Origin of the sequence: Kitasatospora sp. NPDC057595 (assembly GCF_042800875.1) — a bacterium.
Classification (GTDB): domain Bacteria; phylum Actinomycetota; class Actinomycetes; order Streptomycetales; family Streptomycetaceae; genus Kitasatospora.
Genome location: NZ_JBHVGL010000003.1, coordinates 373,499 through 396,345, shown reverse-complemented (window position 1 = coordinate 396,345; position 22,847 = coordinate 373,499). Strand labels below are relative to the sequence as shown.

The 22,847-nt window shown below is 73.8% G+C and carries 19 protein-coding genes; 13 read left to right on the top strand and 6 right to left on the bottom strand.

From position 1 onward, the window contains the following. Window positions 1-76 precede the first annotated feature (76 nt). From ACFU9E_RS07915 to ACFU9E_RS07905, 3 genes are all read right to left on the bottom strand, one after another. Complete coding sequence (locus tag ACFU9E_RS07915) at window positions 77-1,051, bottom strand: zinc-binding dehydrogenase (protein WP_380685101.1); 975 nt, start codon at window positions 1,049-1,051, stop codon at window positions 77-79. A gap of 1 nt (window position 1,052) precedes the next feature. Next, the gene (locus tag ACFU9E_RS07910) at window positions 1,053-2,096 is read right to left on the bottom strand and encodes a 3-oxoacyl-ACP synthase III family protein (protein ID WP_380685097.1); all 1,044 of its coding nucleotides are present in this window, start codon (window positions 2,094-2,096) and stop codon (window positions 1,053-1,055) included. A 399-nt stretch (window positions 2,097-2,495) separates the two neighbouring features. Continuing rightward, a complete protein-coding gene (locus tag ACFU9E_RS07905; RefSeq protein WP_380685098.1) occupies window positions 2,496-3,551 on the bottom strand; it encodes a hypothetical protein in 1,056 nt (351 codons plus the stop codon). Between the two features lie 166 nt (window positions 3,552-3,717). Between ACFU9E_RS07905 and ACFU9E_RS07900 the strand changes: the two genes are divergently transcribed. The 3 genes from ACFU9E_RS07900 (at window position 3,718) to ACFU9E_RS07890 (ending at window position 10,858) form a co-directional block, all read left to right on the top strand. After that, window positions 3,718-7,188 carry an amino acid adenylation domain-containing protein gene (locus ACFU9E_RS07900; RefSeq protein ID WP_380714842.1) on the top strand — a complete coding sequence of 1,157 codons (3,471 nt, stop codon included), beginning with the start codon at window positions 3,718-3,720 and terminating at the stop codon, window positions 7,186-7,188. Further along, on the top strand, window positions 7,185-10,022 hold the full coding sequence (locus ACFU9E_RS07895) for a beta-ketoacyl synthase N-terminal-like domain-containing protein (protein ID WP_380685100.1): 2,838 nt from the start codon (window positions 7,185-7,187) through the stop codon (window positions 10,020-10,022). The genes ACFU9E_RS07900 and ACFU9E_RS07895 overlap by 4 nt, the downstream gene beginning before the upstream one ends. A 248-nt stretch (window positions 10,023-10,270) precedes the next feature. Continuing rightward, window positions 10,271-10,858: a TetR/AcrR family transcriptional regulator gene (locus tag ACFU9E_RS07890; RefSeq protein WP_355363277.1), complete on the top strand. Its 588-nt coding sequence runs from the start codon at window positions 10,271-10,273 to the stop codon at window positions 10,856-10,858. A 49-nt stretch (window positions 10,859-10,907) separates the two neighbouring features. Here the strand turns inward: ACFU9E_RS07890 and ACFU9E_RS07885 are convergent, their stop codons facing one another. Continuing rightward, window positions 10,908-11,390, bottom strand: a complete 483-nt coding sequence (locus ACFU9E_RS07885) for an SRPBCC family protein (RefSeq protein WP_380684964.1) — start codon at window positions 11,388-11,390, stop codon at window positions 10,908-10,910. A gap of 248 nt (window positions 11,391-11,638) precedes the next feature. Here ACFU9E_RS07885 and ACFU9E_RS07880 point away from each other — a divergent pair, with 248 nt between their 5' ends. The 8 genes from ACFU9E_RS07880 to ACFU9E_RS07845 all read left to right on the top strand — a co-directional run bounded on the left by ACFU9E_RS07880 (window position 11,639) and on the right by ACFU9E_RS07845 (window position 19,604). Then, window positions 11,639-13,249 (top strand): aldehyde dehydrogenase family protein, encoded by a 1,611-nt coding sequence (locus tag ACFU9E_RS07880; protein WP_380684963.1) that lies wholly within the window; start codon window positions 11,639-11,641, stop codon window positions 13,247-13,249. Further along, complete coding sequence (locus tag ACFU9E_RS07875; RefSeq protein ID WP_380684962.1) at window positions 13,246-14,385, top strand: acyl-CoA dehydrogenase family protein; 1,140 nt, start codon at window positions 13,246-13,248, stop codon at window positions 14,383-14,385. Before ACFU9E_RS07880 ends, ACFU9E_RS07875 begins: the two co-directional genes overlap by 4 nt. 94 nt (window positions 14,386-14,479) lie before the next feature. Next, window positions 14,480-15,775 (top strand): aspartate aminotransferase family protein, encoded by a 1,296-nt coding sequence (locus ACFU9E_RS07870; RefSeq protein ID WP_380684961.1) that lies wholly within the window; start codon window positions 14,480-14,482, stop codon window positions 15,773-15,775. A 45-nt stretch (window positions 15,776-15,820) separates the two neighbouring features. Next, window positions 15,821-16,273: a type II toxin-antitoxin system RatA family toxin gene (locus ACFU9E_RS07865; RefSeq protein WP_380684960.1), complete on the top strand. Its 453-nt coding sequence runs from the start codon at window positions 15,821-15,823 to the stop codon at window positions 16,271-16,273. Then, window positions 16,273-16,758 carry a hypothetical protein gene (locus tag ACFU9E_RS07860; protein WP_380684959.1) on the top strand — a complete coding sequence of 162 codons (486 nt, stop codon included), beginning with the start codon at window positions 16,273-16,275 and terminating at the stop codon, window positions 16,756-16,758. The genes ACFU9E_RS07865 and ACFU9E_RS07860 overlap by 1 nt, the downstream gene beginning before the upstream one ends. Continuing rightward, on the top strand, window positions 16,755-17,741 hold the full coding sequence (locus ACFU9E_RS07855) for a bifunctional lysylphosphatidylglycerol flippase/synthetase MprF (protein ID WP_380684958.1): 987 nt from the start codon (window positions 16,755-16,757) through the stop codon (window positions 17,739-17,741). The genes ACFU9E_RS07860 and ACFU9E_RS07855 overlap by 4 nt, the downstream gene beginning before the upstream one ends. 43 nt (window positions 17,742-17,784) lie before the next feature. Continuing rightward, entirely contained in the window at window positions 17,785-18,753 is a 969-nt protein-coding gene (locus ACFU9E_RS07850; RefSeq protein WP_380684957.1) for a VlmB-like protein, read from the top strand. Continuing rightward, entirely contained in the window at window positions 18,750-19,604 is an 855-nt protein-coding gene (locus ACFU9E_RS07845) for an alpha/beta fold hydrolase (protein ID WP_380684956.1), read from the top strand. The genes ACFU9E_RS07850 and ACFU9E_RS07845 overlap by 4 nt, the downstream gene beginning before the upstream one ends. Window positions 19,605-19,676: 72 nt before the next feature. On the opposite strand, the gene ACFU9E_RS07840 is transcribed toward ACFU9E_RS07845, so the two are convergent. Next, window positions 19,677-20,492: an SAM-dependent methyltransferase gene (locus tag ACFU9E_RS07840; RefSeq protein WP_380684955.1), complete on the bottom strand. Its 816-nt coding sequence runs from the start codon at window positions 20,490-20,492 to the stop codon at window positions 19,677-19,679. Between the two features lie 323 nt (window positions 20,493-20,815). Between ACFU9E_RS07840 and ACFU9E_RS07835 the strand changes: the two genes are divergently transcribed. Both ACFU9E_RS07835 and ACFU9E_RS07830 read left to right on the top strand, forming a co-directional pair. After that, window positions 20,816-21,376, top strand: coding sequence for an RNA polymerase sigma factor (locus ACFU9E_RS07835; protein ID WP_380684954.1), 561 nt, complete (start codon window positions 20,816-20,818; stop codon window positions 21,374-21,376). Continuing rightward, window positions 21,373-22,035: a hypothetical protein gene (locus ACFU9E_RS07830; protein ID WP_380684953.1), complete on the top strand. Its 663-nt coding sequence runs from the start codon at window positions 21,373-21,375 to the stop codon at window positions 22,033-22,035. The genes ACFU9E_RS07835 and ACFU9E_RS07830 overlap by 4 nt, the downstream gene beginning before the upstream one ends. Window positions 22,036-22,313: 278 nt before the next feature. Here ACFU9E_RS07830 and ACFU9E_RS07825 read toward each other — a convergent pair whose 3' ends face one another. Continuing rightward, window positions 22,314-22,739: a hypothetical protein gene (locus ACFU9E_RS07825; protein ID WP_380682685.1), complete on the bottom strand. Its 426-nt coding sequence runs from the start codon at window positions 22,737-22,739 to the stop codon at window positions 22,314-22,316. Window positions 22,740-22,847 lie beyond the last annotated feature (108 nt).

Here is a 22,847-nt window from a genome sequence, read left to right as displayed (position 1 = left end):
GGCCGGGCACGGCTCCTCGAATCCTCCAACGGCAGCACAGACTGACGATCAGTCGGCCCAGGGCAGGGGTGGCCGGTCATCGGGACGCATCGAAGACGACCTTGCCGAACACCGCGCCGTCCGCCAGCGCCTGGAAGCCCTCCCGGGCCCGGCTCAGCGGCAGCACCCGGTCGACCACCGGGGCCAGCCGGTGCGCGGTGCAGAACGCGGCCAGCTCCACCAGTTCCTCGCGGGTGCCCAGGGTGGAGCCGACGATCGTCAGCTGCCGGAAGAAGACGTGCGCCAGATCGGCGGGCGGCATCGCCCCGGTCGTCGCGCCGCTGACCACCACCCGGCCGCCGGGGCGCACGCTGCGCAGCGAGTGGGCCCAGGTGGCCTCGCCCACCGTCTCCATCACCGCGTCGACCCGGTCGGGCAGGCGGGCTCCGGCCGCGAAGGCGCCCTCGGCGCCGAGCCGCAGCGCGCGCTCACGGCGTTCCTCGCTCCGCCCGGTCACCCACATCCGGTAGCCGGCGGCGGAGCCGAGCGCGATCAGCGCCGTCGACACCCCGCCGCCGGCACCCTGCACCAGCACCGTCCCGCCCGGCCGGACCCCGGACCGCTTGAAGAGCATCCGGTACGCGGTCAGCCAGGCACCGGGAAGGCAGGCGGCCTCCTCGAACGACAGGCCCGCCGGCTTGGGGACGAGATTGCGGCGCGGTACGGCCACCCGCTCGGCGAACGTGCCGTCGTGCTCGTCGCCGAGCAGGGTCCGGGCCGGGTCGAGCGTCTCGTCCCCGTGGCCGGCGGCGGGGTCGCCGACCACCGGGTGGATGATCACCTCGTTGCCGTCCTCGTCGACGCCGGCCGCGTCGGACCCCAGGACGACGGGCAGTTGCCGGGCACCCGGGCCCACGCCGCGCAGCGTCCACAGGTCGTGCTGGTTGAGCGAGGCGGCGCGGACCGTGACGGTCGTCCAGTCGCCCTCCGCCCGGGGCGCCGGCCAGTCGCCGACGTGCAGTCCGGCCAGCGGGTCGGCCCGGTCGGCGCTCTTGGCGACCACCGCGAGCACGTTACGCCTCACCGAACGGGTCGAAGTGCCGGAAGCAGGCCGAGCCCCAGAGGAAGCCCGCGCCGATCGCGGACATGATCAGCAGGTCGCCGTGGCGCGCCCGGTTCTCGATGGTCTCGTGCAGCACGGTGAACACGCTGGCGGCGGCGGTGTTGCCGAACCGCTGGACGGTGGTCGGCACCCGGTCGGCGGAGACCCCGAGGGCCTTGGCGGCCTCGTTGATGATGTTGAGGTTGGCCTGGTGCAGCAGGATGTGCTGGACCTCGTCCAGCTCGACCCCGGCGTGGAGGGCGGTGCGGCGGATGCTCTCCGGGAGCTTCTCGGTGGCCATGTTCCACACGGCCTTGCCGTTCATCTTGAGGTACTGGGAGCGCGCCTCGACGGTCTCCGGGCTGGTGGGCAGCCGCGAGCCGCCGGCGGTGATCTCCACCTCGTAGGAGAGCTCGCCGTCGGTGTCCCAGCCCAGCAGGCCGAACCCGGCCGGTGTGCGGCCGAGCAGGGCGGCGCCCGCGGCGTCGCCGAGGAAGACCCGGGTGGTGCGCTCCTGAGGGTCGGTGCCGCGCGAGCCGGCGTCGGCGCCGATGACCAGGACGTACCGGTAGTTGGTGTTCTGCAGCAGGTGCGCGGCGGTGAGCAGGGCGTAGATGCCGCCGGAGCAGGCCGACTGGGTGAGGTCGAGCGGCATCGCGCGGCGGGCGCCGAGCGCCTCCCCGATGATCATCGCGGTGGAGGGCAGCGGCTGGTCGGGCGTGAACGTGGCGACCACGATGGCGTCCAGCTCCGAGGCGTCGACCCCGGCCCGGGCGAGCGCCTGGCGGCCGGCCTCGATGGCCATGTCGGAGGTGACGCGGCCCTCCTCCAGGAAGCGCCGCTCCCTGATGCCGGTGCGGGAGGTGATCCACTCGTCGGAGGTGTCCAGGGTGCGGGTGAGGTCCTCGTTGGTGACCACGGTCCGCGGCACGTGCAGGCCGGTGCCGAGGATGCCGACCGGGTGGGTCAGTCCGGTCCGTGTGGTCACCGGCGCTGTGGATTCCAGAAGGTTCATGTCGGGTTCCCCGATTTCTGTGGGATGGGAGGCCGGGGACGGGGCGCCGCGAAGGGTGGCCGCGGCGCGCCCGGGACCGTCGTGGTCGACGACGGTCCGTGACGGGCTTCGTCCCCGAGGCAGTGGCGTCGGGCAGGTGCGGACCGCCGGCAGGAATGCGTCGGCGGCGGGCGGGCAGGGTGGTCGACCACGGTCCGGAGGACCCTGGGTCCTGCCGCGCGGCGCCGAACGAGCCTCCCGGACCGGGTCGCTTCAGGGGTGTGGAAGCCCGCTGACCCGCGGTGCGGTGAAGGCACTGGTGACGATAGCCGCCCGACCGCGCGCCGCGCACCCTCGGCCCGCGCGCTGTGCAACCGCGGGTTCTGCGGCAGTTGCACGGCGGTGGCCGGTGACGGTCGCTCAGGTCCGGCCGTCGAGCCGGTCGGCGAACTCCGCCCAGGTCTCGGCGCAGGCCCTGGCGGCCTGGCTGACCAGCGGGAGGGAGTGGCCGGGGACGGCGTTCATCAGCTCCCGCCAGTACTGCGGGGGCAGCGAGGTGGCGCTGAGCAGGCGTAGCAGGAGACGGCCGTTCTCCGCATACTTGAGCGAGGGGTCCTTCGCCAGCAGGGCGAGCAGCGCTCCCTGGTCGCGGGCCGGCTCGGCGGCCGGCGGCTGCTCCGCGGGTGGCCGCTGCTCCCCGACCTGCCGCTGCTCCGCGATCGGCGGGTGCTCGCGCCCGGGCTCCCGCTCGGGCTCCCGTTCGGCCCGGCCGGCGGGCCCGCGATGCGCGTCCCGTTCGGCCGCGTGCGGCGCTGACGACGAGTCAGCGCCGCTGCTCCTGCGGGTGCTTCCGGTCATCGACGGCGGCACCGGATCCTCGCCGCGGTCGATGCGGGCGCGGACGTCCCGGACGGTGCCGGGGGAGATGCCGGCCAGCTCCGCGATCTGCCGCAGTGAGGCGGTGGGCATCTCGGCGATCAGCCGACCGGCGAGCACCCGCCCCCGGGCGCTGTTGAGCGGGCGGGTCCGCCCGTCCCGGCCCAGCCGTACGGCCGGCTGGTCGGCCTCGTCGAGCGTGACCCGGCGGATCTCCCGCACCGTCCTGGCGGACAGGCCGGTCGTCTCGGCGATCGCCCGGTCCGCCCAGGTCCCGTGCGAGCGGATGATGCGGGACGCGGCGGCCGCGCGGTCGCTCAGGGACAGCGGCAGGCCGTGCGCCGTGTTCTCGCGCACGGCGAGCAGGAAGGCCTCGCACGCGGTCCCCTCGAAGAAGCGCACCCGGATCAGGTCCTCGCCGCGCGCGACGGTCGCGCGCAGGCGGTGCATGCCGTCCACCACGCGCATCGAGCCGCGGTGCACGGTGATCGGCGGCAGCACCGCCCCGGACTGGGCGAGCAGTTGGGTGTGGTGCGGGTCCTCGCCGGCGCTGCGCGGTGAATCGGCGGGCAGCAGTGCGCCCACCGGTACGAGTTCCACGGCGGAGAGCCCGGGCCGGTCGTCCCCGCCGGACCGCTCCCCCCCGTTCTCCCCTGCGCGAGAAGACCTGGCGGATTCCTGCTGTCGGACCTTCACCGATCCCCCTTGATTCTGGTGCGTCGCCGCCCAATGGTAGTCAGCGGGCAGGCCATTTCAAGGGTTCCGGATGCCGCGCCCGACGAGGCCTCAGAAACTGGCCGAAGAACGCGATTCGGGTTATCAGGGATGCGTAAACGGAGGCGGCGGTTCCTTGACGGGCACCCGGGCCGGGCCTACTGTGGGTCGAGTCGATCCGTTCTGGAATGCTCCGCCGCCCGGCGGCATCGCGCCCGACCTGCAGGTTCTTCTTCACTGCCGGACGGGGTGGCGGGCACCGAACCCCGACAGCGATGTCTGCGGAGAGTCACGGCACCCGCACAGCGGGCAATCGGACGCCGTGTCGCGAGATTTTCGTCAATGCCTTGTTCGGCATATCCAGATCGCCGGGACCGAGCCTCCGCGGCAATCAGCAAGCCACTCATGGGGGATGTCAGAAATGCCCGAGACGGTACGCGCTCTCACGGCCGCTCAGCGAAAGCTCTATCTGCACGGAAAAGTTCATCCCCGCGACACCTCGTACGATCTGACGTTCGCCTTCCGGATGACCGGCGACATCGACTCCGAGCGCCTGCGCGGAGCGGTCGAGGCGTTCCTCAACGCCAACGTCGCGTTCAACACGGTGTTCGCGGAGCGCGACGGCGAGGTCAGGGCGGTGTACGACCCGGAGCGCCGCTACCGGGTGCCGCTCACCCGCTGCGCGGGCGACGCCACCGAGCGCGTCCGGGAGCGGATGTCGGGGGAGGCCCGCCGGCAGATCCCCGTCGACCGCTGGCCGCTGTACGACTACACGCTGGTCGAGGACGACCAGGCCACCTTCCTGACCATCCGGATGTCGCACCTGATCTGCGACGCCTTCGCCTTCTACAACGTCGGCCCGGAGATCGAGCGCCTCTACCGGGACCCCTCCGCGCGGCCGGCCGGCGTCGAGCTCAGCCCGCTGGACTTCCCGGACGGCGACACCCGGGACCCCGCCGCGAAGGAGTTCTTCGGCTCGATGCTGGGCGGCCTCTCCGCGCTCGCGCTGGAGGAGCTGGAGGCCGGCCGCAACGCCGAGGGGATCCTGGAGGGCGCGCACCTGTGGCTGCCGCTGGACGCCGAGCTGAACGCCGCGATCGACAAGACGGTCGCCGAGCTCGGGGTGCGCAAGTTCAGCTTCTTCCTCGGTGTGCACCTGCTGCTGCTCGGCACCCTGAGCGCGAGCCGCACCGTCACCACGGCCATCCCGCTGGGCAACCGCAGAGGCGGGGACGAGCGCCGGCGCCTCGCGTACGGCTACTTCGTCAACACCCTGCCGCTCGCGGTGGACCTCGACGCCTACGCCACCTTCGGCGACCTGTGCCGGGACGTCGAGCAGCGGATGGGCTCGATGATCCGGCACGAGGGCTTCGACCTGACGGCGAACGCCGACGAGGTCATCCCCGGGGTCCGGGCCGGACGCCACACACCGAGCAGTTCCTTCACCTACTACCGCCAGGCGCTGGCCTTCCAGATCGCCGACTGGACGGCCGAGAGCCTCGAACTGCACCGCCGCGACCTGGTCTACCCGCTCGTCGCCCGGGTCGAGGACCTCGGCGACGGCTACGGCTACCACCTCGCGCACACCGACGCCCTGGCGGCCGGCGACCCGACGGCCACCCTGCTGACCCTGCTGGACTCGGTGGCCGTCGGCCGGGACGTCGACCTCGCCGAGGTGCGCGGCGTCTCCCCGGACCGCGCCCGGGCCATCGACGCCCTGGTCAACCGGCACCTCCCGGTCCCGACCGCGCCCTCCCTCCAGGCCGTCTTCGAGCAGCGGGCCGCCCAGTACCCGGACCGCACCGCGGTCGAGTACGGCGCCGAGCGGCTGAGCTACCGCGAACTGGACGAGCGGGCCAACCGGATCGCCCGCCGGCTGCGGGCGACCGTGCCCGCCGACCACGTGGCCGTCGCGATGGACCGCGGCTGCGACCTCATCGCGGTGCTGCTCGGCGTGCTGAAGGCCGGCAAGACGTACGTGCCGCTCGACCCGGCGGCGCCCGAGGCACGGGTGCGCCACATCATCGGCCGGTTCGCGCGGCTGCCGCTGATCTGCGGTCCGGAGGTCTTCACCGGGATCGGCCACGACGCCCGGATCCCGCTGGACGAACTGCTGCGCGCCGCCGCGGACCTGCCGGGGACGGCGCTGCCGGCGCTCGACCTGCGGCAGCGGCCCGCCTACGTGATCTTCACCTCCGGGTCGACCGGCAAGCCCAAGGGCGTCCAGGTCACCCACGCCAACGTACTGCGGCTGTTCGGCGCCGCCGACCGGGAGTTCCGCTTCACGGCCGACGACACCTGGTGCCTCTTCCACTCGTACGCCTTCGACTTCGCGGTCTGGGAGATGTACGGCGCGCTGCTCTACGGCGGCCGCCTGGTCGTCCCCTCCGAGGCCGAACGGAAGTCGCCCGACCGGTTCGCCGACTTCCTCGCGGAGACCGGCGTCACGGTGCTCAACCAGACGCCCTCCGCCTTCCGCCGGCTCAGCGGGGCGCTGGACGAGCGCCACGTGGACCGGATCCGGGTCCGCTACGTGGTCTTCGGCGGCGAGGCGCTGCAGTTCGACAGCCTGGCGCGCTGGGTCGAGCTGCTGGGCCCGCGGGCGGAGCTGGTGAACATGTACGGCATCACCGAGACCACGGTCCATGTGACGTCCTACCGGGTGACGCCCGAGGACATCGCCGAGCGCCGCCCCAGCATCATCGGCAAGCCGCTGGCGGACCTGGCGATCCGGGTGGTCGACCAGCACCTGGCGCCGGTCCCGGTCGGCGTCCCCGGCGAGATCCTGGTGTCCGGCGCCGGGGTGTCGCTGGGCTACCTCGGACAGCCGGAGCTCACCGCCGAGCGCTTCGTCGAACTCCCCGGCGAGCAAGGGCGGTTCTACCGCTCGGGCGACCTCGGCCGGGTGCTCGCCGACGGCAACCTGGTCTACCTGGGCCGGATGGACCAGCAGGTCCAGCTGCGCGGGTACCGGATCGAGCTGGGCGAGGTCGAGACGGCGCTGCGCGCGGTGCCCGGCGTCACCGACTGCGCCGTCCTGCTGGACGAGCGGGCGGCGGAGCCGCAGCTGGTCGGGTTCGTGGTGCGCCGGCCGGAGGCGGACGACCAGCGGATCCGCGCGGCGATGAAGGACCTGGTGCCGGGCTACATGCTGCCCGCGCGCTACGTCGAGCTGGCGACGCTGCCGCTGACCGTCAACGGCAAGGTCGACGCGGCCGCGCTGCCGTGGTCCGAGCCCGAGCCGGACACCCGGCTGTCCTTCGCCGAGGCGGACGGCGCGGCGACCCCCGCGATCGTCCGGGTCGCCCGGGTCTGGCGGGAGGTCCTCGGCTTCTCCGAATTCACCGCCGACGACCGGTTCTTCGACGTCGGCGGCAGCTCGGTACAGGTGCTCCAGGTGCACCGCCGGCTCGCCCAGGACGTGCCGGGCCTGGAGATGATCGACCTGTTCATGCACACGACCGTGCGTGAACTGGCCTCCCACCTGGAGCTGTTGACCCTCGCCGCCGGTGGTGCGGCATGACCAAGGAGCGTAGCAACGACATGACTGCCGCCAATCCCGCGGAGCCCGTGGCCATCGTCGGCATGGCGGTGCGCCTGCCCGGTGCGCGCACGGTGGACGAGTTCTGGCAGAACCTGGTGGACGGCGTCAGCGCCGTGCGCGATTTCACCGACGAGGAGTTGGCCGCGGCCGGCGTCGACGAGCGGCTGCGGGCCCAGCCGGGCTACGTGGCCCGGGGCGTCCCGCTGGAGGACGTCGACCGCTTCGACGCGGACTTCTTCGGCTACACCCCGCAGGAGGCGCGGGTGACCGACCCGCAGCACCGCGTCTTCCTGGAGACCTGCTGGCGCGCCCTGGAGGACGCCGGGACGGTGCCGCGCTCCGGCGACGCCACGATCGGGGTGTTCGCCTCCTCCAGCATGAGCACCTACCTGCTCAACAACATCCTGCGCGACGAGCAGGAGGGCGCCCCGAACGGTGCGCCGACCGAGCTCAGCTACCCCGTGCTGATCGGCAACGACAAGGACTTCCTGGCCACCCGGGTGTCCTACAAGCTGGGGCTCACCGGGCCCAGCCAGACCGTCCAGTCCGCCTGCTCCAGCTCGCTGGTGGCGCTGCACCAGGCGGCGGCCGCGCTGCGCGGCGGCGAGTGCGACGTCGCGCTGGCCGGCGGGGTGAGCATCACCGTGCCGCAACACTCCGGCTACCTGCACAAGGAGGGCGGCATCGCCTCCCCCGACGGCCACTGCCGGCCGTTCGACGCGGCGGCGGGCGGCACCGTGCGGGGCAACGGGGCCGGTGTGGTCGTGCTCAAGCGGCTCGCGGACGCCCTCGCCGACCGGGACCGGATCTACGCGGTGGTCCGCGGCAGCGCGGTGACCAACGACGGCTCGGACAAGATCGGCTTCACCGCGCCGGGCGTGCGCGGCCAGGCCCGCGCCGTCAGCGCCGCACTGGCCGCGGCCGGCACCCCGGCGGACGAGATCGGCTACGTCGAGGCGCACGGCACCGGTACCGCGATCGGCGACCCGATCGAGATCCGGGCGCTGTCGATGGCGCACGACGGCACCCGGGAGTGCGCGCTGGGCAGCGTCAAGGCCAACCTCGGGCACCTGGACGCGGCGGCCGGCATCGTGGGCCTGATCAAGACCGCGCTGGTGCTGCACCACCAGACGGTGCCCCCGCAGATCAACTTCTCCGCGGTCAACCCGCTGATCCCGCTGGAGCGTTCGCGCTACGTGGTGCACACCGACAAGCACCTGCCGGCCGAGCCGATCACGGCCGCCGCGGTCAGCTCGTTCGGACTCGGCGGCACCAACGGGCACTGCGTCCTGGGCCGGCACGTCGCGGCGGAGCGCCGCCGCGAGCCGGCGGGGGAGCCGTACCTGCTGCTGCTGTCCGCCCGCGGCCCCGAGGCGCTGGTCCGCCAGGCCGAGCGGCTGCGCGGCCACCTGGAGCAGGCCCGGCCGCGCCTGGACGACCTCGCCCTCACGCTCGGCACCGGCCGCACCCACTGGACGGAGCGCCTGGCGCTGGTCGCCGGTTCCCTGGACGAGGCGCTGGCCGGACTGGACGCGTTCCTGGCCGGCGGCGGGCGGGCCGGCGACCACCCGGCGGCCCGGGACTTCGTGGCCGGCGGCAGCGTCGCGCCGGAGCTGCTCGGCGACCTCGGCGCGGCGGTGAAGACCGTCCTGCCGGGCTACCCGCTCGAACCGCGCAGCCACTGGATCGAGCCGGCGCCCCGCGAGGCCGCCCCGGCTCCGGCCCCGGCCGCGACGCCGGCCGCGCCGGGGGCCGACACCGGGGAGCTGCTGGCGGAGGTCGTCGCCGTGCTGCAGCAGCTGCTGGGCATCGACGGGATCGGCCCCGACGACGACTTCTTCGACCTCGGCGGCGACTCGCTCACCGCCGTCGACGCGGCCAGCCTGCTGTCGCAGCGCTACCACGTGGAGGTCGACTTCGAGGCGTTCGCGGACCGCCGCACCCCCGGCGGGATCGCCGAGTACCTCACGGAGCTGGTCCACGGCACGGCCGAGTACTCCGCCATGGTCAGGGTGCGCGAGGGCGAGGGCCCGCACCTGTTCCTGATCTACCCGGCCGGCGGCACCAACTTCTGCTACTTCCGGCTGGCCGAGCACCTGGACTTCGACGGCCCGCTGACCGCGTTCGCCTATCCCCGCGAGCTCGGCGACGGACCGGTCACCATCCGGCAGCTGGCCGCGCTGTACATCGAGCGGATGCGGGCGGTGCAGCCGCACGGGCCGTACCGGCTCGCGGGCTACTCCTTCGGCGGCAACCTCGCCTTCGAGGTCGCCCTGCAGCTGCAGCGGGCCGGCGAGGGGGTCTCCGGGCTGTACCTGTTCGACGCCCACCCGCCGGAGGCGTACGTCGGCGAGTCCCTGACCGAGCAGGAGTTCCTGGTCGCGCTGCCGCAGATGATCGCCTCGGTGATGCCGGACGCCGGCATCCGGCGCGACGCCGCTCCGCCGCGCAGCATGGCCGAGGTGGCCGAGGTGCTCAGGACCCGTCCCGACTGGCTGCCCGCCGGGGAGGAGGAGTTCCTGCGGTTCGTGCGGATCTGGCGCCGCAACCACGAGGCCCTCAAGGGGTACTACCCGGACGGGAAGGTCAGCGGACCGGTGGTGGTCTTCGACGCCGAGCAGCCGCACCCGGAGGAGGAGGTGGCGGTGCTGCGGATCAAGCTGCTGAGCAAGGACTACTGGCGCTCCCACGTCGACGGCGAGATGTCGGTCGTCCCGGTGCCCGGCAACCACTACACCATGTTCACCGACCTGGCGCTGGTGCCGAGGCTGGCCGCCGCCTTCCAGGCGGTGCTGGACGGGCGCGGCGCCTGAGGCCGGCGCCCGGGGCCGGCGCGGTGGGGTGCGGGCACGGCGGTGCGCGCACCCCGCCGAAGCCCGGCGCACCCCGGCGCACCCCGCCGCACCCCGGCGCGCCGCGGACGAGGTGGCCCGGCGCGGCGCAGTCGTGATAGAACGGTCCGACTCGTTCTTATCTGATACCGGCCACGTCCGTACGCCGCAAGTCACTTCCGACGCCAGGGGATTGAGAAGCAGTGGGTACCAAGCGCACGCTGACACGCGTGGACGGCGCCTCCGGGGCGGCCATGCGGGACCTGGAGGCCCGTCGGCGGATCCTGTCCGTCACCCACCAGATGCTCGTCGCCCAGGGCTACGCCAAGCTGACGATCGGCGGGGTGGCCGCCAACGCCGGGGTCGGCAAGGCGACGATCTACCGCACCTGGCCCAACAAGCCGTCGCTGGTGCTGGACGCCCTGCGCGACTCCTTCCCCGAGGTGCCGACGGCCGACCTGGGCGACAGCCGGGCGGAGATGCTCGCCGCGGCCAACACGCTGGCCAGGCTGTTCGGCCTGCGTGAGGTCCGTGCGGTGCTGCCCGGTCTGATCGCCGACACGGCGGCCAGCTCCGAGTTCGAGAACGTGCTGCGGGACAACCTCGTCGGCGAGCGCAAGAACCGCTCGACGCAGGCCCTGGAGCGGGCGATCGAGCGCGGCGACCTGCCGCCGGACACGGACGTCTCGCTGGTGCTCGACAGCTGGGCGGGCGTGATGCTGTTCCGCTGCCTGTTCTTCGACGAGACCTTCTCCGAGGCGGACGTCGAGCGGCTGGTCGACGGCACGCTGAACTCGCCCTACCTGCGCTCCGAGTGACACCCGGGCCGCGCCGTCCAGTACGGCGCGGCCCGTTCCCGGAACCCTCCTAGCCGCGCTCGACCGCGCGCTTGAGCCGCTCCAGCGTGGTGCGCATGCCCTGGCGGTTGATCCGCGCCCGGTCGATCGGGCGGGTGGCGGTGAAGACCAGCCCGAGCAGCTCGGTGAGCCGGGCGCCGGGCCCCTTCCTCAAGTCCCGCCAGTACTCGGTGACCGTCGTGCCGCCGTCCGGGGCCGGCTCGAACCGGTACCCCCAACTGGCCACCGGCAGGCCGAATACGCCGACTCGGAAGGCGAACTCCCGGCCCTCCTCGGCCCGGGTGACCCGGCAGGTGGTGAACCACACCGCCACGCCGCGCCGGTTGAACCCGATGAACGGCGAGCCCGCGGCGGCCGGCCCGCGCCGGGCCAGCACCGCCTTGCACTCGGGGCTCCACTCACCCATCCGGCGGATGTCGCTGACGGCCCGGTAGACCACTTCGGGGCGGGCCCCGATCAGCATGCTTTCCTCGACCGACCACTGTCGGTTCACGCAAACCTCCCTGACTTGCAGGTTGTTGACGGGGGGACAGGCAGACTCTACCGTAGGACGAGACGGATCGTTCTGGAGGAATCGGCCTCCCGATCCGAACGGCGCGGTGTCCCCGCGGCCCGCCCGGACCGGAGCGTCCGGAGGCCCCCCGCGCAGGGAGTCCACGGTTGTCCGGCACAGTCCTGCCGCGGCCGGAGTCGACGGAAAAAGCGACGAAGAAAAAAGCGACGAAGAACAGGAGTGACGCGATGCTGAGTTACGGTTCCTACATCGCGGGGCAGGACCGCCCTGGCACCGACTGGGTGTACACCCTGCGGTCCTCCGCGATGGTGCGCGACTTCTTCGGGTCGCTGGCGCTCAAGCGCGGCCTGGAGAAGGGCCGGATCGCCCCGGCCGACGCCCCCGAGCAGGTGGTGGGCCGCTGCTCGCTCGCCGACGGCCACGACCTGGACGCCGCGCTGGTCGCCGCCTCGACGGCGGCCCGCGAGTGGCGGGCCTTCCCGCTGGCCGCCCGGATGCGGCTGGTCGAGGAGTTCCGCGCCCTGGTCGTGGAGCACTTCGACGAGATCGTCGATCTGATGGTCGCCGAGGGCCACCCGCGCACGCTGGCCCGCTGGGAGCTGACCGGCTGGCTGGCCAACACCGGCGAGGAGACCCGGGAGTGGTGCCGGGGCCAGATGGAGCACCAGGCCGTCATCGGGCCCCGCCGGATGACCGTCCGACGGGTCGCGGACGGCGTGGTCTGCCTCAACCCGCCGCAGAACGCCTCGGTGGCCAACTCGATGCTCGGGGTCTGGGCCCTGGCCGCCGGCAACGCCCTGGTGGTCCGGGCGCCGGTGAGCGCGCCGCTCGGCGTGCTGCACGCGCTGCACCGGCTGGTGGTCCCCGCGCTGGAGCGCGTCGGCGCGCCGGCCGGAGTGCTCAACGCGGTCTGCGCCGACGCCCGGCAGACCCTGCGGCACTGGCTGGACAGCCCGCTGGTCGACGACATCATGTACTTCGGCGGCAGCGAGAAGGGCATCGCGTTCGGCGCCGAGTGCGTGGCCCGCGGCAAGAAGCCGGTGCTGGAGCTGGCCGGCAACGACACCGCCGTGGTCTGGCACGACGCCGACCCGGACCTGGCGGCCGAGGCGCTCGCCGAGGCCTTCTACGGCTCCGGCCAGATCTGCATGGTGCCCAACCGCGCGGTGGTCCACCCGCGGATCGCCGACCGGCTGATCGAACGGCTGCGGGCCCGGGTGGCCGAGATCCGGCCCGGCTTCCCCGAGGACGAGGGGGTGCTGCTCTCGCCGGTGCTGCGCGCCGACTCCTTCTTCGAGGTGCTGGAGCAGGCCGTGGCCGGCGGCGCCCGACTGCTGTGCGGCGGCGAGCGGGTGGACGTCGACGGCCGGCCCGACCCGATCGGGCTGTTCCTGGAACCCACCCTGCTGCGGGTGGACGGGCTGAAGGCGGCGAACGACCTGGACGCCGTCCGGCACGAGACCTTCTTCCCGTTGCTGCCCGTGGTCGTCCCCGAGGACGCCCCGGACGACGAACTGCTGGAGTCCGTCATCGAGTTCACCAACGCCAATGCCTACGGGCTGCGCAACTCGCTCTGGGCCCGGGACGCGCGGGTGGTGGACCGGTTCGTCGCCGGCGTCACCAACGGAGGCCTGATCAAGGTGAACGACTCGCACATCGGCTTCCTGCCGCTGCTGCCCACCCACGGCGGCAACGGCCTGACCGGCGGGCCCGGCGGCGAGGCCAACTTCCCGATCCTGCGCACCTCGCGCCTGCAGGGTGTCAGCGTGGCCGACGGGATCCGGCCGGTCGAGGCCGCGTTCGAGGCGCTCGTTCCGGCCCGGGAGGCGGCCGAATGATCCGCTCGATGGAGCTGGCCCGCGAGGCCTGCGACACGTTCCTGCCCGGACTGCGCGACGCGCTCGCCGACGTCCCGCTGGAGGTCCTGGAGTCGGCCGAGAGCCCCGGCCTGGACGCCTTCCGCCGGGCCGGCGGCCCGGGCCTGCTGGTGCCGACCGACTACAGCGGCGGCGGCGCCGGCCCGCTGGAGGCGGTCCGGGCGACCCGGGCGATCGGGGCGCTGTCGCCCTCGCTCGCGGTGGCCGCGACCATGCACAACTTCTCGGTGGCCAGCCTGGTCGCGCTGCTCGGTTCGGCGGACGCGACCGGTCTGGAGTGGCTGCTGATCGAGGGCATCGCCCGGGACCGGCTGCTGGTGGCCTCCGGCTTCGCCGAGGGGCGCGCCGGACAGGGCATCCTCAGCGCGACCATGACGGCCCGTCAGGTCGAGGCCGGCTACCTGGTCACCGGCGCCAAGAAGCCGTGCAGCCTGTCCCGTTCGATGGACCTGCTCACCGCGAGCGTGGCGGTCCCGCTGCCGGACGGCGGCACCGAACTGGGCGTCGCGCTGATCCCGGCCACCTCGCCCGGGATCACCCGGCACCCGTTCTGGTCCAGCGGCTTCCTGGCCGGGGCCGAGAGCGACGAGGTCCGGCTGGTGGACGTCGAGGTGGCACCCGAGCTGATGCTCAAGCCCAAGCAGGAGCTGGGCGGCGGACTCGACACCCTGCAGACCGTCGGCTTCGTCTGGTTCGAGCTGCTGGTGACCGCGGCCTACACCGGCGCGGTCGCCCGGCTGGTCGAGCGGGCGCTGGACGAGGGCCGGGGCAGCACCACCGACCGGGCGGCCCTGGCCACCAAGCTGGAGGCCGCCATCGCGGTGGTGGAGAACCAGGCCCGGGCCGCCGAGTCCGGCGAGGTCGGCCACGACGAGCTGGCCGCCGTGCTCACCGCCCGCTACGCCGCCCAGGACCTGCTGGTGGAGGCCGCCGACCGGGCCGCCGAACTGCTCGGCGGCATGGCCTACATCGGCTCCTCGGAGGTCGGCTACCTGCTCGCGGTCAGCCGGGCCCTGGCCTTCCACCCGCCCTCCCGGTCCAGCAGCGCACAGGCCCTGCTGGACCACCACGCGGGACAGCCGCTGCTGCTGTCCTGACCCAGATCGGCACGTGCGCCCGGTCGGCGCATCCCCCGTCGACCGGCCGGGCGCACGTCGCCACCCCCCCCCGACCCCAGGAAGGACCCGGGCAGTGACCCAGGCGCTCGAAACCACGGCACCGGCCCCGCACGACCCGGCCGGCATCGCCGCGCTCTACCGGGCCCACCTCAGCCGGGGCCGCGGCAAGCTCGGCGAGATGTTCGGCGGCCAGGTCGAGGCGTCCTCCTCCGGCTCCGTGGTCCGCACCACGGACGGTCGCGCGTACCTCAACTGCGGCGGCTACGGCGTCTTCCTGGCCGGCGCCTGCCACCCGAAGGTGGTCGCCGCCGTCGAGCACCAGCTGCGCACCCACCCGCTGTCCACCCGGCTGCTGCTGGAGCCCTCCGCCGCCCACGCCGCCGCCGCCCTGGCCCGGGTCGCACCGCCCGGCCTGGAGCGGGTGCACTTCTGCGGCTCCGGCGCCGAGGCGGTGGAGACCGGCATCAAGCTGGCCCGCAGCGCCGGCCACCGGAGGCTGGTCTCGATGGTCGACGGCTTCCACGGCAAGACGCTCGGCGCCCTCTCCGCCACCGCGAAGCCGCTCTACCAGGACCCGTTCCGGCCGCTGCTGCCGGACACCGCCCACGTCCCGTACGGCGACATCGACGCGCTGGCCGCGGCCCTCGGCCCGGACGCCTCCGATGCCTGCGTGATCCTCGAACCGGTGCAGGGCGAGGCGGGCGTGGTGATCCCGCCGGACGGCTACCTCAAGCAGGTCGAGCGGCTGTGCCGCCGGACCGGCGCCTTCCTCGTCCTGGACGAGGTGATGACCGGCCTGGGCCGGCTCGGCACCATGTGGGGCGCCGACCGCGAGCAGGTCGTGCCCGACGTCCTGCTGGTCGGCAAGGCGCTCAGCGGCGGCGTCGTCCCGGTCGCGGCCGCCATCGCCACCCCCGCGGCGTTCGCCGCCTTCGACCGCGACCCCTTCCTGCACACCTCGACCTTCTCCGCCGCCCCGATCGCGATGGCCGCCGCCCGTGCCGCGGTCGAACTGATCGAGGAGGAGGACCTGGTCGGCCGCTCGCACACGCTCGGCGGCCGGCTGCTCACCATGCTGACCCGGGTGCTCGGCGAGCACTGCCCGCACCTGGTCGCCGACATCCGCGGCCGCGGGCTGCTGATCGGCGTCGAGTTCCACGACGCCGGCCTGGTGGGGGAGTTCATCCTCGAACTGCTGGACCAGGGGGTGGTGGTCAACCACTCCCTGAACGCCCACACGGTGGCCCGCTTCACCCCGCCCGCCGTGCTGGAGGAGCACGAGCTGGAGCGGCTGGAGGCCGCCGTCACCGCCGCCGCCCGCGCGCTCGCCACCCGGCTGCCCGACCCGTCCCGCCCCTCCGCGCAGTAGTCCTCCGTGCAGTAGCCCTCTCCAGAGAAGTGAAGGTGACGACCCATGAGAACCGTGGACCTGGACGTCCGCTACGACAGCGTGGCACCCGACGACGCGTACGCCCGGATCGGTGACTTCGCCCGCTACCCCTCGCTCGTCGAGGCCGTCCGGCAGGTGACCGTCCACCCCGGGCCGCGGACCGAACCGCTGCACAGCGACTGGGAGGTGGACTTCCGCAACGGCGTGCTCAGCTGGTCGGAGGCCGACACCTTCGACGACGCGCGCCGGCTGATCTCCTTCGAGCAGACCACCGGGGACTTCGACACCTTCACCGGCCAGTGGCAGGTGCGGGAGGAGGGCGAGGGCTGCGCGGTCCGCTTCAGGGCCGAGTTCGACTTCGGACTCCCCAGCCTGGCCGGCATCATCGACCCGGTCGCCGAACGGGTGCTGCGGGAGAACATCCTGGGCATCCTGGAGGGCCTGCTCGGCGCCGGTCCGGCCCGGACGGAGGCCTGATGGACGCCGCCAACCGCTTCGAGTCGCGGGTCACCTACCGCCTGCTGCGCGCGGAGTACCTCACCGGCCTGCTGATCTGCGCCGGGCTGCTGCTCTACCACTGGGACGAGGTGCGCTGGCTGCCCGCCCTCGCGCTGTTCGGCTACATCGACCTCATCGGCTACCTGCCCGGGGCGCTCGCCCACCACCGGGCCAAGGGCGGACGGATCCACCGCGCCTACTACGTGCTGTACAACACCATGCACAGCGCCCTCACCGCCGGCGCCGTCGCCGCGCTCTGGGCCTGGCTGGTCGAGCCGGAGTGGGCCCTGCTCGCCATCCCGCTCCACCTCTGCGGCGACCGCGGGCTGCTCGGCAACTTCCTCAAGCCGTTCAGCGTGCCGTTCGAGCCCTCCCCGCACCCGGCCTTCGTCGAGTTCGACGATCAACTCGCCGGCGGCCCCCGGAGGTTCGACCGGCCTTCCAGGCCGAAGGAGCGGGTGTGACCACCCCGGCCGTCCCCCGGGTCGACGCCGCCGAGACCCTGCGCCGCCACGCCGACCACCCCAGCGGCTTCCTCGCCCTGAACTCCGGCACCCGGCACCACCACGGCGGCGGCGACCGGGGCCTCATCGCCTACACCCTCCGAGGCCGGCACGCCATCCAGTTCGGCGGCCCGTTCGCGCCGCCGCAGCACCGGGCGGCGCTGCTCGCCGAGTTCCGGGCGGCCGTCCCGGCCCGGCTGACCGTCGCCCAACTCCGGGCCGTCGACATCCCGTTGTACGTCGGACAGGGCTTCGCCGTGAACCAGATCGGCAGCACCTACGCGATCGACCTGGGCGCCTTCACCACCCGGGGCCGGGCGCTCGCCAAGGTCCGGCAGAACACCGCCCGGGCCCGCCGGGAGGGCGTGACCGTCACCGAGCTGGCCCAGGGCGAGGGCGAGGACCCGGAGCTGTCCGCCATCGACGCCGCCTGGCTGCGGGACAAGGGGCGGCACGTCAAGGAACTGCGGTTCCTGATCGGCGAACGGGGCGGCCCCGGAGCGCCCTGGCGGCGCACCTTCGTCGCCCGGCGCGAGGGGCGCACCCTCGGGTACATCAGCTACTCCCCGGCGTACGGCGCCCGCCCCGGCTGGCTCTACGACCTCACCCGGCGCCGGCCCGACAGCCCGGTGGGTACGGTCGAGCTGATCAACCTCACCGCGCTCACCCGGTTCCAGTCCGAGGGCGCCGGCTGGCTGCACCTCGGCCTCACCCCGTTCGCCGGCCTCGCGGCCGAGCACGACCCCCCGGCGGCCGGCCGCACCCTGGCCCGCGTCGTTCGCCTGCTGGCGGAGCACGGCCGGGCGGTCTACCCGGCGCGCAGCCAGGAGGCCTTCAAGCTCAAGTGGGACCCGCAGGTGATCGAACCGGAGTACGCGGCCTTCGAGGGCGGCGTCTCACCCACCGCGGTGTGGAACCTGATGCGGGCCACCCGCGCCATCTGACGCGAAGTCAACTCTCCTCATGCTGACCTGACCTGGAGCCACCATGACCACCGAAACGATCCCGGACCTCCCCGCGGAGGTCGACCTCAGGTCCGCCCCCGGCGTCCTCGAAGGCGCCCGCGACCTCGAACTCACCCCGGAGCAGTGCGACCTGCGGTACTGGTTCGACCACGTCGCCGGCGGCATGCTGCGCCAGCTGCGCGACGGCACCGTCCCCGACCCCGGGCCGACCCCCGCGGTGCTCACCCCCGGGCCGCTGCGCGACGCCCTGGTCGCGGAGTTCGCCTTCCGCCACCTCGCCGAGTCCAAGGCGACCAGGGCGCTGACCCAGCTGGTCTTCCACGCCCCCGACGAGAGCTGCCTGGAGTTCTTCTCCACCCAGCTCATCGACGAGGCCCGGCACTCCCGCGCCTTCCGCGACCACCTGCTGCGCCTCGGCGTGCCGGCCGGCGAACTCGCCGCCACCGTCCAGCGGGTCGCCGGAGCGGACCGCGCGGCCGTGCTCGACCCGCTGGAGGAGTTCGGCCTCGGCGTGCTCCGCGACAACGCGGACTTCTACGGCGGTGTCCTGGTGCTCACCGTGCTGGTGGAGGGTGTGCTCGCCCCGGCGGCGGAGCTGAGCGAACGCAAGTGGCGCTGCTTCGACCCGGCCGCCGCGCTGATCGAACGGGCCGCCAACGTCGACGAGATCCGCCACCTCACCGTGGGCAGCGCCGTGATCCGCCGGCTGCTGACCGAGCACCCGGGGGAGCGGCAGCGGCTGCTCGACGTGATCGGCCGCGGCTACGAGCTGTGGCAGCGGCTGCCGATGCAGGAGATGCTGATGCGCCGCGAGACGCTCTTCCAGCGGGGGATGGAGGAGCACGCGGCCCTGGCCGCCGGGTACCAGGTCTGGCAGGACCGGCTGCTGCTGGACACCACCCCGCAGGAGCGGCTGGCCACCGCCGAGAGCTGGTCGCACGAGACCCGGCAGTCCCGGCTGGAGCACATGCTGCTCGGAGCCGCCGGATGACCACGGTCGAGCGGCTGACGGTCCCGGTCCCCGGCCGGCCCGCCACCCTGGCCGCGACCGTCACCGTGCCCGACCGGGCGCCGAGCGCGGTGGCCGTGCTGTGGCCCGCGCTCGGCGTGCGGGCCGCCCACTACGAGGCGTTCTGCGCCGAACTCGCCCGCACCGGATTCGGCGTGGTCTGCGCCGACCTGCGCGGGCAGGGCGCGAGCGGGCCCCGGGCCGACCGCTCGGCGCGGCACGGCTACCACGAACTCGCCACCCTCGACTGGCCCGCCGTGCTGCGCGCCGCCCGCACCCGGTTCGGCGCGCTGCCGGTGTACTCGGTCGGCCACAGCCTCGGCGGGCAGGTCTCGCTGCTGCACGCGGCGGCCCACCCGGAGGCGGTCGCCGGTGTGGCGCTGGTCGCGACGGGCTCGGTCGACCACCGCGGCTTCCCCGGCCTGCACGGCCCGCGCGTCCTGGCCGCCACCCACCTCACCGCGGCGGTGGCCGCCGCGGTCGGCCACTGGCCGGGGGACCGGCTGGGCTTCGCCGGGCGCCAGTCGGCGGTCCTGATGCGCGACTGGGCCCGGATCTGCCGCACCGGCCGGTTCGAGCCCGCCGGGGCCGACCGGGACTACGAGACCCTGCTGGCGGAGCTCAGCCTGCCGGTGCTGGCGCTCTCGGTGGCGGGCGACGACCTGGCCCCGGTGTCGGCCGTGGACCGGCTCTGCGCGAAGATCCCGTCCGCCCGGCTGGACCGGGACCACCACGCCGGTGACGCGGGCCGGCGGCCGGACCACTTCCGCTGGGTCCGGGACTCCGGGGCGATCGCGGACCGGATCCGCGCCTGGGCCGACACCCACCGCTGATCCCACCCCCGCGCCCGCGGTGGGCTGAGCCCCGCGATGGCCGGGGAAGCGCGGCAGTCGGGGGAGCGCGGCTCAGGGGCGTATCGCGACGGCCCCGTAGCAGGAGGCCTCGGCGTCCGTGACGGGCTCGGCCTCGTCCTCGGGCGTCGGGTGCCAGCGCTGGGTGGCGACGACACCCGGCGTCATGAGGTCCCAGCCGGTGAAGAACTCGCCGAACTCGTCCCGGGTCAGGGCCGCGACCGCGGTGCCGGCGGCCGTGTAGACCTGGATCAGCCGCTCGGTCTCCTCGGCCGCGAAGTCCTGGGTGAGGTGGCTGATCACCAGCGCCGAGCCGCCGGGCAGCTGCTCCTTGAGGCCCTCGGTGATCCGGTGGGCCTCGGACGGGACGAAGTGCAGCAGGGCGTTCATGCTGAGCGCTATCGGCCGGGTGAAGTCCAGGACCTCCCGGGCCGAGTCCAGCAGCGCGCCGGGCTCGCGCACGTCCGCCTGGACGTAGGCGGTGACGCCCTGCTCGGTGCCGCGCAGCAGGGCCTGGGCGTGCAGCAGCACGATCGGGTCGTTGTCGGCGTACACGACCTTGGCGTCCGGCGAGACCGCCTGCGCGACCTCGTGCAGGTTCGGAGAGGTCGGGATGCCGGTGCCGATGTCGAGGAACTGGCGGATGCCGGCCTCGGCGAGCAGCCTGGTCGAGCGGCGCATGAAGGCGCGGTTGGCGCGGGCAGCGGAGCGGGCGTAGGGGAAGACCGCCAGCGCCCGGCCGGCGGCCTCCCGGTCGGCGGGGAAGTTGGTCGTTCCGCCGAGGTAGTAGTCGTACATCCGCGCGGAGTGCGCCAGATGGATGTCGAGGCTGACCTCCACGTCGTCGGTCCGGCCCGTGCCGTCGGTCATGCGCTCCCCCTGCCAGGTCGTCGGAACGCCCCCGCGCGGGGCGTCGACGGTGCCACAAGTGTGGAGCAGGATAACCGAATCGGGTCGCGCAGCGGTTCGCTCCGGGTATGTTCGCGCGACGTTCGCCCCGCGGTCGCCTCACCATATGTCTGATCTTCAAACCTCTTGTTGCGATTTAACATCTCGCCACCCAATACGCCTTAATGTGCCTACCGGGGAAGCGAGTTCCCGCTGTCACCGCGAAGGCCCGTAGGGTTTCACCCGAGGCCGGCGGCCCGCACCGGGCGCCGTCCGGCCGGGGTGCCGCAGGGGAGGATTGGGACTTGACCGAGAGCGACTGGGTGGTCGGCGACCGGGACCGCCTGACGTTCGACGCGTTCTGCGACACGCACGGCAGGGCCTGGACCGGGTTCGCCCGCGCGCGTCTGCGCGACGACGCCGTCGCGCACACGGTGGTGGAGATCGCCAAGGCCCGGGTGTGGCAGGAGTGGCCACGCATCCTGCGCGAGCAGATCCCGCCCTTCCACGCCTGGGCGATCCTCAAGGAGGAGATCGGGGCCTGTCTGGCGGAGCTGATGATGAACGGCGAGCCGCTGCCCACCCAGACGCACGTCCCCGGGTGGGTCCAGTCGGTGCGGACCGCCGCCGAGCGGGCGCAGCACCTGCTGGAGACCGAGGGCAGCCACGAACAGCTGTACGCCGCGCTGCGCCGGCTGTCCGAGCGGCGCCACGACGTGATCGTGCTGCGCTACCTGCTCGGCCTGCCGGACGACCAGATCGCCAGCTACCTGGGGACGACCGAGGCCAGCGTCCGCTCGACCGTGCGCCAGGCCCTCGACCGGCTGGCCGCGGCGCTCGGCGGCCGGCGCGGGGAGGGTCGGTGAGCACCGAGCACGACCGGGCCCTGCACCCGAACGCGACCGGCGTCCACACGCCCGCCCGGGCCCCGCGGCCGCAGCCGGGGGGTGCCGGGGTCTCCTGGGAACGGCTACTGACCGCGCCGAGCCCGATGTCCTCCGAGCACAAGCAGGCGGCCCACGAACTCGACCTCGCCGCCTCCCTGGTCCTGGCGATGCCCTCCGCCGCGGCCTCCCTGAGCCTGCTGGTCAACGGTGAGCGGATCCAGCCCGAGGGCGCCCTGGTGCTCGGCGCGCTGCTGTACGTCGCGGACCACCGCGACGGCGCCCAGTTCTGGTGGCAGTTCGCGGCCGGCGGCGGCTCCTACACCGCGGCGTCCTTCCTGAGCCTGCTGCACCGCAGCCTGGGGGAGTTCCTGGACGCCGAGGTCTGGCGCCAGCAGGCGGAGGCGATGGCCACCCTGCCCCGCCCCCCGCAGCGGGTGCTGGACGCCCCGCGCGCCCTGCTGCCGACCAGGGTGCTCGCCGACATACTGGCCCGCTGCCACCACGGCCTCGACGTGCGGCTGCCGCCCCGCATCGCGGCCGTGATCCATCAGCTCCCGGTCGACGGCGACGACCCCGAGTACGGCGAGCTGCCCCAGGTCAGCAGCACCCTGGTCCGCGACCTCACCGGCGAGCCGTAGCGGACGGTGGCGGCCGGCGTCGGCGCGTGCCGGGCGTGCTGCCCCGCCGGGTGCCCGCCGAGGTGTGCCGCCGCCCCCGACGAAAGACGCTCGTCGGGGGCGGCGGCACGTCCGGAGCCGGTTCGGATGCCGGCCACCGCCAGGGTGGTGGCCGGGTCGATCGGGCCGGCCGCCCCCGGGGCCTCGGTGTCCATCCAGCCCGACCAACGGCCGAGGGCGTAGTCGCCGTTGGGCCGTCGACCTGCGTGGTGACGGCGCCCGATCGCCGGACCGGGCCCTCAGCGGCGGGCGCCGCGCACGGCCCAGAGGAAGCCGGCCGCGACCAGTGCGGCGGTGGTCGCCGTGATCGCCGCGATCCGCGGGTCCAGGAAGGCCTGCGGCTCGTCGATGACGATGCCGATGATGTAGAACTGCGCGGCGCAGGCGAGGGCCGCACCGGTGAGCGGCGCGCTCCAGGAGCTGAGCGCGGCGCGGTCGGGGAGCCAGGCCAGCAGCATCGCCGTCAGGATGGCGATGGAGGTGGTCACGGCGGCTCCCAGCACGGCGCCGATCGGGATGAGCACGAAGCTGTAACCGAGGACGGTGATCACGGCGCCCCAGCCGCCCCCGACGGCCAGGCCCGCGCAGATCAGCCGCCCCCAGATGCGCAGCCGCCAGGCGGTGGGTCCCGGGTCGTCCCGGCGCGGCGCGAGTGATGCGGTCATGAACGAAGTCTCCGGGGAATCTCGGGCGAAGGGAGGTGCCCGCCGGGCCGGCCTCGTGGCGTTTCCGGCGGGCACCCCGGTCGAACAAGCGGCGGTGTGGTCCACCGC